This window comes from Roseomonas sp. CCTCC AB2023176 (genome assembly GCF_042259275.1).
Taxonomy (GTDB): Bacteria; Pseudomonadota; Alphaproteobacteria; order Acetobacterales; family Acetobacteraceae; genus Roseomonas.
This window is the reverse complement of record NZ_CP170086.1, coordinates 2,091,094-2,102,907: the sequence shown is the minus strand read 5'-3', so window position 1 is coordinate 2,102,907 and position 11,814 is coordinate 2,091,094. Positions and strand designations below refer to the sequence as shown.

Sequence of the window (11,814 nt, the reverse complement as noted above, 5' to 3'; positions counted from 1 at the left end):
CGCGACGCGAGAGGAGCGACGATGCGCCAGGTCCGGTTCCCCGACGGCCGATCCGTCCCCGCCCTGGGCCAGGGCACCTGGAAGATGGGCGAGCGCGGCGCCGACCGCCGCGCCGAGGCCGATGCGCTCCGCCTCGGCCTCGACCTCGGCATGACGCTGATCGACACGGCGGAGATGTACGCCGACGGCGGCGCCGAGGAGGTGGTGCGCGACGCCATAGCGGGACGGGGGGACGAGGTCTTCCTCGTCAGCAAGGTCTATCCGCACAACGCCTCCCGCGCGCAGATGGCGAAGTCCTGCGCCGCCAGCCTGAAGCGCCTCGGCGTCGAAGCCCTCGACCTCTACCTCCTCCACTGGCGCGGCTCCGTCCCCCTCGCCGAGACCGTCGAGGCCTTCGAACGGCTGCGCGAGGCCGGCCGGATCCGCGCCTGGGGCGTCTCCAACCTCGACGTGGACGACCTGGAGGAACTGGGCCCCGCCCTGCCGGACTGCGCGACCGACCAGGTCCTGTTCAACCTCGAGGCCCGCGGCGTGGAGTACGACCTGATCCCCTTCTGCGCCGGCCGGACCATGCCGGTCATGGCCTATTCCCCCGTCGGCCAGGGCGGGAGCCTGCTGCGCCACCCCGCCCTCCGCCGCGTCGCGGAACGCCACGGCACGACGCCAGCCCAGGCCGCCCTCGCCTTCACCCTGCGCCACCCCGGCTTGATCGCCATCCCCAAGGCCGCCGACCCCGCCCACGTCCGCGCGAATGCCGCGGCCGCGGACCTGACCCTCACGACGGAAGACCTGTCCGAGCTCGATGCCGCCTTCCCGCCGCCGCGACGCAAGCGGCCGCTGGAGATGCTCTGAAGGCGGGGCGCTTCGCGGCTGGTTTTCTGCCGAGGTGTTGCGCCTGGTGGCCCCGGAGGAAGGCGCTGCCTTCCTCCGGACCTCCATCCGCCAGGGGACGCGTCCCCTGGACCCCACTCTGTAGACGCCCCGGCTGAGGGGTGGTCTCCACGCGGCGCGAGCGCGCGTGGAGACCACCCCTCAGCCGGGGGCATCTTCTTCCACATCGCGGGTCCAGGGGCGCGTTCGCCCCAGGTGGGTGGTGCGTCCGGGAGGAGGGCAACGCCCTCCCCCCGGGACAACCGACGTCACCCCGGCAGGAAGCCCGCCCCGAAGCGCCCCGGCCTCCGCAGTCTCAGCCGGCCGAGACCTTGCCCATGATCCGGGCGAGGCATGCCAGCACGTCCTCCGGGTCGTAGGGCTTCGTGATCACGGGCGCGTCCACGTGCCGGCCCTTGTTCACCTCCGACGGCTCAAGGCCCGTCGCGAAGACGAAGGGCACGCCCAGCTCGGCCAGGCGGTCGGCAACCGGCAGCGCCGTCTTCCCGTCCGCGAGCGTGTAGTCGATCACCGCGGCGTCGATCCCGCCCTCGGCCATGGACGTCCCGATCGCCGAGAGCGCCTCCGCCACCCGCGCAGCCTGCACGACCGTGCCGGCGCCGGCGATCATCAGCGCATCCTCCAGTAGGAAGGTAATCATCGGCTCGTCCTCGACCACGAGGATGCGCCGGCCCTGAAAATCCGAAGCCATGTGAACTCCCCGTGAACTCCCCGGCCGGGAACGGCCATGTGCCCGATAACACCGGTGACGCCGGGTCCCCAGACCCGGGGCCGGGCAATGGCCCTTCGAGGGACCATACACCCTTCCGCGGGCAAGGACCGCCCGGCTGCACGGCGGAAGATAGCCCGTCGCGAGAGGTTGACCATCCTCGCCGAAAGCGTCCGGGCCGGCACCCCCGTCCGCCCCGAATCCAGGACCCTGACGGCCAGTCTCTCGGCGACCCCGTCCGTCAGCGATCCCGTCCGTCAGCGACCGCGCCGGGCCCCGGCGGCCGTCGCCGGCGCCGGCTGGGCGGCCGGCGGCAGGTCTTCCTCGAGGACCGTCAGGTGCACGGCGTAGGACACCTCCCCGTCCTCCGCGTCGCGGTGGAGGGTGCCGATCACCTCGTCGCCGGCCGCGACCTCGATGCTCATCCCCGCGCGCGGCGGGGCGATGATCCGGATGCGCTCCGTCCCCAGCAGCCGCCGCAGGTAGGCTTGCACGCGCTCGATCTCGGACTTGGTCACGTTCAGGCCACTCCAGAAACAGGACAGGACATCGCCGGTGCCCGGGAAAACGGCGCGGACCACCGCGCGGTTGTCCGGCGATGCGGGGCTGACCCCGGATGCGGTCCACGACGCGGAATCCATGCCGGTGCAGGCCGCCACGTCGGCCACGCGCACGCCGGGCTGGTGGGACATGGCGCATGCGCGGCGCATCGCGCAAGGGCAGCACGCCTCCCCACCCGCCCGGCGGGCGAAGCCCGGACGCCGGAGGGCCCGCGGGCTCGGGGCTCCCACCGACCCCACACCCGCCCCGGCCGGCCCGCCGCGGCGGGCATCACCCCGCTGCACCTGCCCGACCAGGGCGGCGCCAGCGCTGCGCGACGTCGCCGTCGGCCACGTCGCGCTGGCGTTCGCGAACCCGTCGGGCACGCTGCCGCTGATCCGCCGCGACGTCGGGCGTAGCCCACTGGCGCCGGAGATCCCGACCTTCGACGAGGCCGGCATCCCCGGCGCGGTGACCTGGGCCTGGTTCGGCCTCGCCGCGCGGCGGGAGACTCCGGCGACGATCCTCGATTCCCTCAACGCCGCGCTGAACCGCACGCTGTCCGACCCCGCGACGGCCTCGCGCCTCGTCGCGCTCGGCATCCCGCCGCGGGTGATGGGCCGGGACGCCTTCGGCGAATTCCTCGCGCGCGCCTTCGAGGAGGATGCCGCGCTCATCCGCGCCGCCGGCGTCCGCATCGAATAGCCGCGCGCCGGACGGGATCGCCATGGGCCCGATGCTCCCGGCCTGGGGCCGGATCGCGAGCGGCTGCGTGCCGCCGGCCTTCGCCATGCGCCGCATGCGCCCGCGGCGACTCGCCGCCATCGCGAGCGACCTCGCCTTCATCGTCTGTGCGGCGCAGCTCGGCCTGCTGCCGATCCTGCTGCTGCACGCGTCCCTGCTTCCGCTGAACGCCTGGCGGCTGTGGGAGGACCGGGGCATTCCCCGCGGCCGGGCGGCCGAGCCGGCGTCAGAGCCGCGGCCGGAACCGCCCGAGGAACTCCGTCACCTCCGCCAGCGTCGGCGGCCGCGACAGCAGCGCCCATCGGTCCTTCGCGAGCGCAAGGTAGGCCGCGCCGAGCGCCCGCGTCGTCCCGTATGCGAGGCCCGCCCCCACCGCCGTCCCCGCGACGGTGCCCACGCCCGGGATGAACTTCAGCAGCGGCCCCAGCCCCCGCGCGGCCAGCCGCCCGCCGAGCCCCGCCGTCGCCGACCCGACGAGGGCGGCCACCACCGTCTCCGTCGGCAACTCGTCCACCGGCGTGCCCATCACGACCGTCACGTCCACGATCATCTTCGCCTGCGTCGCGAACAGGGCGGCGGCGTCCGCAAGGGGCACGGGGATGAGTGCCGTCCCCGCCGCCGCCGCCGCGTAGCGCTCGATCAGCGCCTCCGCCTCCGCGATCCGCGGGCCGAGGGCGACGAGGTTGGCGGCGGCGGCGGCAGCCCGGCGGCCTTCGGGCAGGGCCGCGACCGTCGCTTCGACCAGCGCCTCCAGCCCCCGCGCCTCGACCCGCGCCCCGCTCGCGAAGAGGCGCGGCGCCGCGACGACGCGCAGCACGGCACGCGCGCCGGGGATGAGGTCCCGCGCCGCCTCCGACAGCCGGTCCTCCCCCCAGGCCTTCGTCAGCACGACGAGCACGGGCACGCCATGCGAGGCCAGCAGCGCGGCGAGGTCGCGGTCCGCCGGCTCCACCCGCTCCGCCGCCGCGTCCACGCAGAGCCAGGCGAGATGCAGGCGTTCTTCCGGGTCCTCGGAGGCCGCGAGGCGGGTCAGTTCCGCCTCCAGCTCCGCCCGCGTCGCGGCGTAGGCCCCGGGCTCCAGCCCCCGCGTGTCCGCCAGCCGCAGCGGCCCGGCGGGATGCCGGTACCACGTCACCCCCGGCGTCACCGGCGCGCCCTCCGCCGCCTCCGCGACCACGCGGCCGAACACGGCGTTGACGAGGGTGCTCTTCCCCGCCCCGGAACGCCCGGCCAGCAGCACGTTGGCACGGAGCATCCCGTGCATCCGCGACTCCAGGCCCGGCAGGGCCGCCATCGCGTCGTCCACCAACCCCGTCCCGCGCCCGAGCAGCCGCCCGAACCAGGTGCCCCGCCGCGGCGCCGGCCGGGTGAAGCCATGCGCCACCGGCGCGCGATCCCCCAGCGCCGCCAGCTTCCGCACGCGCAGCGCCGCGAGGAGGGCAGGCAGCGCCGGCGGCGCCTCCGCCCCCTCGACCAGCGCCGGCCGCAGCGCCGTCGCGAGCGCCAGCGGGTCCTCCAGCGGACCGAAGCCGGCCGCCACCGCAACCTCCCGCCGCTCCTCCCGCGTCAGCAGCAGCAGCAGCGGCAGAGGGTCCCCCGCCCGAACCGCCGCGCGCGCGCGAAGCGGAAGGCCGTCGGGATCGGATCGTTGGACGGATCGGCCATGCGCCGTATCTGCCGCGCATGGCCCCGCCCGTCCAACCCACCGCCCCCCCCCGCCAACCTGGCGCCCGCCCCCGACGAGGGCGGGCAGTCCTCCCTCATCGCCGCCCTCGTCGCCGGAAGCGAGGCGGAGATCGCGGAGCAGCTGACCCCCGTCGTCGAGGCCTTCGTCGGCAACGCCATGTTCCGCTTCGTGACGGAGGAGGCGCTGGTCGCCATCGGCGTCACGGCGATCTTCTTCGCGCTGGCCTTCGCCTCGCCCTACCTGCCCGACGTGACCTGGGCGCTCGCGGCCGCGCTCGTCGTGCTGCTGTGGTACCTCGTCCACTTCCTGCAGGGGGTGGTCGCGGCCTGGCCGCTGGCGCGTTCGCTGTTCCTCCTCCGCGGCGCGCCAGTCTTCCGCTTCGCCCTCTTCGTCCTCGCGCGCCGCGCCATCACGACCGTCGAGGCGAGGATCGAGGAGGTCGGCCGCACCGCGACCTTCGTTCCGCGCATGGCGATCCGGGCGGCGCAGACCTTCTACCAGGACGACCGGGACCGCGTGGCGCTGGCGCTGGCCGACGCGCTGGCGCGGCCGGTGCGACGGGAACTGATCCGCGCGGCGACGCTCGGCCTGCTGCCGCTGCTCGTCGTCATGTTCGGCTTCCGCTCCGCGCTGATGTGGAAGGCGGGCTTCTACGGCGTGGCGCACATGGCCTGGTGGGAATTGCTGCTCCTGCCCTTCCGCAACTGGATCGGCGGCGGCTGACGCGGCCCCGATACGGCGGGCGCAACCGGGCGAGTACGCCCGCGGGCCGACCCGCTTGCCGGGACGCGAGCCCTGGAGCAGGGCCGAGGGGAACGACGCGGCTCCGGCGCATCGGCGATGACGACCGCGGGTATGTCGCACCGCACCGGCAGACCCGGCGCCGGTCCTCCTGGTTGGAACCGAGGAGTCCCCCGCCGGTCATTCCGCGGGGCCGGGGACTGACCTAACCTCACGCCATGCAGGAAGAACGGCCACGGCTGCTGATGGGCGTGGTGGCGCCCGCCACCAACATCTCCGTCCAGCCCGAGATGGAGGCGCTGCGCCCGGCCGGCGTCATCAACGCCCATGCGCGCATCCCCAATCCCGACCGTTCGGTGACGGGCGACGCCGATACGCTCGCCGTGCGGGCATCAATGGTGGACGGGCTGAACGCCGCGCTGGACACGCTGGTCCCGGCGACGCCCGGCCATGTCGTGCTCGGCGTGATGGCGGAGAATTTCGTGGGTGGCGGGGCCGCCGGGCAAAGGCTCGTGGCCGATTGCGCCGCCCGCGCCGGTTGTCGCGTGACGGACTATACCAGCGCCATCCTCGCCGCGCTGGACGTCCTGTTCGGCCGGAAGATCAGGCTGTCGCTGCTCACTCCCTTCATGCCGGTCGGCGATGCCGCCGCCCGGGCCCTGTTCGAGGATGCGGGACATGAGGTCGTGCGCCTGATCGGCCTGAAGGCGCCAAGCCCCGCCGCGATCGCGCGCATCCCGCGTGAACGCATCGTGCAATCCGTGCGCGACCTCGCGGGGCCCGAGGTCGAGGCGATCGTGCAGGTCGGCACCAACTCGGCCTTCCGGGTGCTGGCGCGCGAGATGGAGGCGGAACTGGGCTCGCCTGTCCTGGCCGCCAACCCCGTCCTCTACTGGCGGGCTCTTCGCCGGGAAGGCATCGCCGACGCCATGCCGCAGCACGGCCGGCTCTTCACCTTGTAGCGGGTCACCTTGTAGCGGGTCACCTTGCAGCGGGAATGCCGGCGCCGCTCGTCGTGGCGACAGGCCTAATCCACCCGCGCGCCGCTCACGCGGATCGCCTCCGCGTAATTCCCGTGTTCCTCGCGCAGGAAGGACGCGAAGGCGTCCGCTCCGCGCGCGGCGGGCGTGATCTGCATGTCCTGCAGCCGCCGGAGCGCCTCCGGCGCACGCAGCGAATCCAGCAGCGCGGACTCCAACCGTTCGCGGAGTGCGGCCGGCATGCTGGCCGGGGCCATGAAGCCGAACCAGGAGCTGGAAGCGACGGCGGGGCCCCCGTCCTCGCCGAGTGCGGGCACATCCGGCAGGCTGGGCAGCCGGGTATCCTGCGCCACCGCCAGGATCCGCACCTGGCCGTCCCTCGCGGGCCCGAGCAATTCCGTGACGGTGCCGATGACGAACTGTACGCGGTTCGCCAGCAGGTCCGGAAACCACTGCGCGAAGCCGCGGTAGGGGACATGGGTGAACGTCACCCCGGACCGCCGGGCGAACAGCTCCGTGTTGAGGTGGTTCGAGGTCCCGATGCCAGGCGTGGCGAAGTGGAGCGCGCCGGGCTGGGCGCGGGCCAGCGCCAGGAACTCGGCGACGTTCCGTGCCGGCACCGCCGGGCTCACGACCAGAACGTGCGGAATGGCGGCGGCGAGTGCCACGGGCCGGAAGTCGCGGAAGATGTCGTAAGGCAGGTTGGCTTGCAGCGACGGATTGATGGTGAAGCTGTTGGACACCATGAGGAGGGTCGGCGGGTTCGCCGGCGCGCGTGCCACCTCCTGCGTGGCAATGATGGTGCCCCCGCCCGGCCGGTTTTCCACCACCGCCGACAAGGCGAGCCGTTCCGCGACCATCCCGCCGAGCAGCCGCGCCTGGGCATCCGCCGACCCGCCGGGCGGAAAGGGCACCACGATGCGCAGCAGGCCCGCCCCTTGGGCCAGCGCCGGAGGAGCAGCCAGGGCGGCGAGCGCGACGCCAGCGGCGCGACGCGTGACGCGAATCATTCTGTGGTTCTCCGCGGAGTAGCATCGGCGGCGCCCCCTATCGCGGCTCCGCAGCGGCGGCGCGCAGGAAACGCAATGGGTGCACCGCAACATCCTGCCGAGGACGCGGCGCCGAAGGCAAGCACCCTGCAAGGCCGCGCCGTCGTTGACCGGCGGCCTGCGGGCCGCTGAAGCTCCGCGCATGCCGACGCGTCCCCTGCATGTCCGCCACGCCGCGATGCGCGAGCCCCGCCTCGCATGAGCCGCATCACCGCCGTCGAGCCGCACCCGCTGCGCCTGGCGCCGCAGGTGCCCGGCGGGCGCCGCGAGGAGTGCTTCCTGCTTCGCATCGTGACCGAGGACGGCACCGAGGGTTGGGGCGAGGCGCATGGCAGCCCCTGGCTGACCCGCGCCGCCATCGAGGCGCCGCACACCCATGCGACGGCCCAGGGGCTCCGTCATATCCTGCTCGGGCAGGCGGTGGACGACGTGGCCAGGCTGCGCCGGCTGATGGAACGCGGCACGCAATGGATCGGCCGGGACGGCGTGGTCATGCAGGCCATCGCCGCGGCCGAGCTGGCGCTCTGGGACATCGCGGCGCGGCGCGCCGGCCTGCCGGTGGCCCAGCTGCTGGGGGCCCGGCTGGTGGGGGCCGACCCGCGGGCCGCGCTCCCTTGCTATGCCAGCGCCAAGGTGCCGCCGACGCCCGAGGAAACCCATGTCCGCGTCGCCGCCGAACGCGCGGCGGGCTTCACCGCCCACAAGATCGGCTGGCCGCCCTTCGGCGCCTCGCTGCAGGGGGATCTCGCCTTCCTCGAGGCGGCGCGCGATGCGGCCGCACCCGGTGCGCTGCTGATGGTGGATGCCGCCCAGGCCTTCGACGAGCCGACCGCCCTCGCGCGCGCGCGGGTCTTCCGGCGCTTCGACCTCGCCTGGATCGAGGAGCCATTGCCGCGGGACGATCTGGCCGCCCTGGCGCGATTGCGCGCGGCGAGCCCGGTGCCCATCGCCGCGGGCGAAGGCGAGTGTTCGGCGGCGGGGCTGTCGCGCGTGGTCCCGGCGGTGGACATCCTCCAGCCCGACGTGACGCGCTGCGGCATTCTCGCCGCGCTGGACGCTGCGCCGCAGGCGCCACGCCTGTGCAGCCACTCCTACACCACGCTGCTCAATGTCGTGGCGCATGCCCATGCGCTGGCCGCCTTGCCCAATGCCTGGCTGCTGGAATGGCCCACCAAGGGCGTTGCCGACTGGGCGGAGCTCTTTCCCGACGCGCCGCTCGTCGAGGACGGCCACCTCGCCGTGCCGCAGGGTCCCGGCTGGGGCCTCCGGCCTGACCCCGCGGCGCTACGTCGCCACCGCATGCCCGATTAGGCCTGCCGGGACCGGCGCGCGATCGGGCGGCTCGGACTGCGGCGGCGGGTGGCGGGACCAGGTCGCGCCCACCTCCACCACCGCCCACGTTCACCACCAAGGATCCCGACGACCAGTCGGTCCTCGTGCATGACGCGACCCGTGGCTCTCACGACAGCCTCAGGGGTGGGAGCCTGACGAAGACCGCCCGAGCCTGCGCCCGACTGGCCGAGGCCAGCTTCCGGGGCCTTGGGATTGGGGCCGTTCTCCGCCCCCGCATCCGGCCGGACGCGCACCGGATCGCGAAATCCGCCGTGCGGCCGGGGCGCTACAAGGTTCCCGGCCCCGACGTGGCGGTGCCGGGAGGGGCGGTGCCGGGAGGGGCGGTGCCGGGAGGGGCGGCGCCGGGAGGGGCGGCGCCGGGAGGGGCGGCGCCGGGAAGGGCAGTGAAGGCCGACCCGCACCACGCGCAAGGCGCCCCTTGTCGTCCCCGACGGCTCCGCCGGCCGCAGCCTTCACGCCGACGTCCTGCGCAACATTCCCGACGCGTTCAGCGCGCGGGAGGTCGCCGGAGGCCGGGCCTTGCCGTGGCACGTCGGCTCTCGTATATGGGTGCCATCAGAAATCTTCCGCTTCGTACGGGGGGTGGCCTTAACGGGCCGCCTTTTTTGTTTTTGGACAGCGACGTTCCGCAGCACGCCATGCACGAAGATGGGGGCCTCGAGGCCCGCATCGCCAGCGCCATCGCGCCGACTCTCGGCGCCATGGGGTATGAGCTGGTGCGCGTGCAGGTCCAGGGGAAGGAACGGCCGACGGTCCAGATCATGGCCGACCGTGCGGACGGATCGCTCATCGGCGTCCGCGACTGCGAAGCCATCTCCCACGCCGTCGGCGCCGTGCTCGACGTGGACGATCCGTTCCCTGGTCTGTGGAATCTCGAAGTGTCGTCGGCGGGCATCGACCGGCCGCTGACGCGCACGAAGGACTGGGTGCGCTTCGCCGGCCACGTCGCGACGGCGGAACTGCACGTGCCGCAGGACGGGCGCCGCCGCTGGCGGGGCCGCATCCTCTCCGCGGACGAGGAAGGCGTGACGATGAAGCCGGAGGAGGGTGGGGAGGCCGTGACCATCCCCCACTCCGCCATCCGCCGTGCCAAGCTGGTGCTGACGGACGAGCTGATTGCCGCGACCGCCGCGCCGGCCGCGGACGATGACGAGGCGGAGGAGGCTCCGAAGCCACCGCCGCTCCGCTGGCGCAACCCGGCGGATACCGCGAACAAGCCCCGGCGCGGCCCTGGCCGCTTCGCAAAGACCCGTCGTCAAGATGATGGTACGGCCGCGAAGCCGCCCTCCGAGAGGAACTAGAGAGACATGGCCACGGACATCGCCCTCGCCCGGCCGGAGCTGCTCCAGGTCGCCGACGCCGTCGCCCGCGAGAAGATGATCGAGCGGGAAGAGGTGCTGGAGGCGATGGAGCAGGCCATGGGCAAGGCCGGCCGCGCCAAGTACGGGCAGGAGAAGGACATCCGCGCCTTCATCGACCGCAAGGACGGCCGCGTCACCCTGCAGAAGTGGACGGAGATCGTGGACGCGGAGCCGGTGGAGAACGAATCCACCCAGATCCCGCTGCGCATCGCGCTGAAGTTCAAGCCCGACGCCAAGGCCGGCGAGTTCATCGTGGACCCGCTGCCGCCGATCGATTTCGGCCGCATCGCCGCGCAGACCGCGAAGCAGGTCATCGTGCAGCGGGTTCGGGAAGTCGAGCGCAAGAAGCAGTTCGACGAGTACAAGGATCGCGTCGGCGAGATCATCAACGGCGTCGTCAAGCGCACAGAGTACGGCAACCTGATGGTGGACCTCGGCCGCGCCGAGGCCTTGCTGCGCCGCGACGAGACGATCCCGCGCGAGGCCTACCGCAACGGCGACCGCGTGCGCGCCTTCATCTACGACGTTCGGGAGGAGCAGCGCGGACCGCAGATCTTCCTGAGCCGCACGCATCCCGGCTTCCTGGCGAAGCTCTTCGCCCAGGAGGTGCCGGAAATCTACGACGGCATCATCGAGATCAAGGCAGTCGCGCGCGACCCCGGGTCCCGCGCGAAGATGGCCGTGATCTCCCGCGACAGCAGCATCGACCCGGTCGGCGCCTGCGTCGGCATGCGCGGGTCGCGCGTGCAGGCGGTGGTGGCAGAGCTCCAGGGCGAGAAGATCGACATCATCCCCTGGTCGCAGGACCCCGCGACCTTCATCGTGAACGCGCTGGCGCCGGCGGAGGTGACGAAGGTCGTCCTCGACGACGACGCGCACCGGGTCGAGGTCGTGGTGCCGGACGACCAGCTCTCGCTCGCCATCGGGCGGCGCGGGCAGAACGTGCGGCTGGCTTCCCAGCTCACGCGCTACGACGTGGACATCCTGACCGAGGCGGAGGAGAGCGAGCGGCGCCAGGCCGACTTCAAGAAGCGCTCCGACCTCTTCGTCGACGGCCTGGACGTGGACGACGTGATCGCCGGACTCCTCGTCACGGAAGGGTTCTCCACGCTCGAGGAGATCGTCGAGATCGAGGAGGAGGAACTGGCGGAGATCGAGGGCTTCGACGAAAGCATCGCGCAGGAACTCAAGCGCCGCGCCGCCGAGAGCCTGGAGAAGCGTGACGCCGAGCTTGACGAGAAACGCCGCGAGATGGGCGTGGACGACGCGGTCGCCGAGACCGGCGGCTTCACGCCAGCCATGCTCGTGGCGCTCGGCGAGAAGGACGTGAAGACGCTGGACGACCTGGCCGACCTCGCCTCGGACGAGCTGATCGAGATCATCGGGTCCGACGGCGTGGACGAGGAGACGGCGAACGCGATCATCATGGCCGCGCGGCAGCGCGCCGGCTGGTTCGGCGACGTGCCCGAAAGCGACGCGCCCGAAAGCGACGCGCCTGGGAGCGACGCGCCTGGGAGCGACGCGGCTGCGAGTAACGCCGGTGACGGCAACGAGGCGGCCGATGGTGCGGCGGAAGCGGAGGCGGCCGAAGCGCCGGCCGACGCCTCCGACCGCGCGCCATGAGGTGACCCGTGAGAGCCGGGCGCCCTGGGCGACCCCGGACAGTGCAGGGCGGCCCTACCGGGCCGCGGTCGCGCCCCGCCGCTGAGACGGCGGGCGCCTGGGTTGCGCCTGCGCCCGGGACTGCGTCTCAGGCGGC

Annotated in this window: 11 protein-coding genes; 7 read left to right on the top strand and 4 right to left on the bottom strand. The window is 73.3% G+C overall.

The window, feature by feature from the left end; all coding sequences use genetic code 11:
- Positions 1-21 precede the first annotated feature (21 nt).
- Positions 22-852 carry an aldo/keto reductase gene (locus ACE7GA_RS10535; RefSeq protein WP_376099167.1) on the top strand — a complete coding sequence of 277 codons (831 nt, stop codon included), beginning with the start codon at positions 22-24 and terminating at the stop codon, positions 850-852.
- Positions 853-1,186: 334 nt separating this feature from the next.
- On the opposite strand, the gene ACE7GA_RS10530 is transcribed toward ACE7GA_RS10535, so the two are convergent.
- Positions 1,187-1,582 (bottom strand): response regulator, encoded by a 396-nt coding sequence (locus tag ACE7GA_RS10530; protein ID WP_376099165.1) that lies wholly within the window; start codon positions 1,580-1,582, stop codon positions 1,187-1,189.
- Between the two features lie 275 nt (positions 1,583-1,857).
- On the bottom strand, positions 1,858-2,124 hold the full coding sequence (locus ACE7GA_RS10525; RefSeq protein ID WP_376100211.1) for a DUF3126 family protein: 267 nt from the start codon (positions 2,122-2,124) through the stop codon (positions 1,858-1,860).
- A gap of 31 nt (positions 2,125-2,155) precedes the next feature.
- Between ACE7GA_RS10525 and ACE7GA_RS10520 the strand changes: the two genes are divergently transcribed.
- Positions 2,156-2,845: a tripartite tricarboxylate transporter substrate-binding protein gene (locus ACE7GA_RS10520; protein ID WP_376099163.1), complete on the top strand. Its 690-nt coding sequence runs from the start codon at positions 2,156-2,158 to the stop codon at positions 2,843-2,845.
- A gap of 265 nt (positions 2,846-3,110) precedes the next feature.
- On the opposite strand, the gene ACE7GA_RS10515 is transcribed toward ACE7GA_RS10520, so the two are convergent.
- Positions 3,111-4,424: a GTPase gene (locus tag ACE7GA_RS10515; protein ID WP_376099161.1), complete on the bottom strand. Its 1,314-nt coding sequence runs from the start codon at positions 4,422-4,424 to the stop codon at positions 3,111-3,113.
- A 123-nt stretch (positions 4,425-4,547) separates the two neighbouring features.
- On the opposite strand from ACE7GA_RS10515, the gene ACE7GA_RS10510 reads away from it, so the two are divergent.
- Entirely contained in the window at positions 4,548-5,294 is a 747-nt protein-coding gene (locus ACE7GA_RS10510) for a hypothetical protein (protein WP_376099159.1), read from the top strand.
- Between the two features lie 236 nt (positions 5,295-5,530).
- A complete protein-coding gene (locus tag ACE7GA_RS10505; protein ID WP_376099157.1) occupies positions 5,531-6,274 on the top strand; it encodes a hypothetical protein in 744 nt (247 codons plus the stop codon).
- Between the two features lie 65 nt (positions 6,275-6,339).
- Here ACE7GA_RS10505 and ACE7GA_RS10500 read toward each other — a convergent pair whose 3' ends face one another.
- Complete coding sequence (locus ACE7GA_RS10500; RefSeq protein WP_376099155.1) at positions 6,340-7,302, bottom strand: tripartite tricarboxylate transporter substrate-binding protein; 963 nt, start codon at positions 7,300-7,302, stop codon at positions 6,340-6,342.
- A 237-nt stretch (positions 7,303-7,539) separates the two neighbouring features.
- Between ACE7GA_RS10500 and ACE7GA_RS10495 the strand changes: the two genes are divergently transcribed.
- From ACE7GA_RS10495 to nusA, 3 genes are all read left to right on the top strand, one after another.
- Positions 7,540-8,652, top strand: coding sequence for a mandelate racemase/muconate lactonizing enzyme family protein (locus ACE7GA_RS10495; protein ID WP_376099153.1), 1,113 nt, complete (start codon positions 7,540-7,542; stop codon positions 8,650-8,652).
- Positions 8,653-9,332: 680 nt separating this feature from the next.
- Entirely contained in the window at positions 9,333-9,995 is a 663-nt protein-coding gene (gene rimP, locus ACE7GA_RS10490) for a ribosome maturation factor RimP (RefSeq protein ID WP_376099151.1), read from the top strand.
- A gap of 6 nt (positions 9,996-10,001) precedes the next feature.
- Positions 10,002-11,678, top strand: coding sequence for a transcription termination factor NusA (gene nusA, locus ACE7GA_RS10485; RefSeq protein WP_376099149.1), 1,677 nt, complete (start codon positions 10,002-10,004; stop codon positions 11,676-11,678).
- The last annotated feature ends 136 nt before the right edge of the window (positions 11,679-11,814 follow it).

Bases quoted from the DNA above. Each gene is read 5' to 3' on its own strand.
- ACE7GA_RS10535 (WP_376099167.1), top strand. From the start codon at position 22: ATGCGCCAGGTCCGGTTCCCCGACGGCCGATCCGTCCCCGCCCTGGGC.
- ACE7GA_RS10530 (WP_376099165.1), bottom strand. From the start codon at position 1,582: ATGGCTTCGGATTTTCAGGGCCGGCGCATCCTCGTGGTCGAGGACGAG.
- ACE7GA_RS10510 (WP_376099159.1), top strand. From the start codon at position 4,548: ATGCGCCGTATCTGCCGCGCATGGCCCCGCCCGTCCAACCCACCGCCC.
- ACE7GA_RS10505 (WP_376099157.1), top strand. From the start codon at position 5,531: ATGCAGGAAGAACGGCCACGGCTGCTGATGGGCGTGGTGGCGCCCGCC.
- ACE7GA_RS10500 (WP_376099155.1), bottom strand. From the start codon at position 7,302: ATGATTCGCGTCACGCGTCGCGCCGCTGGCGTCGCGCTCGCCGCCCTG.
- ACE7GA_RS10495 (WP_376099153.1), top strand. From the start codon at position 7,540: ATGAGCCGCATCACCGCCGTCGAGCCGCACCCGCTGCGCCTGGCGCCG.
- rimP (WP_376099151.1), top strand. From the start codon at position 9,333: ATGCACGAAGATGGGGGCCTCGAGGCCCGCATCGCCAGCGCCATCGCG.
- nusA (WP_376099149.1), top strand. From the start codon at position 10,002: ATGGCCACGGACATCGCCCTCGCCCGGCCGGAGCTGCTCCAGGTCGCC.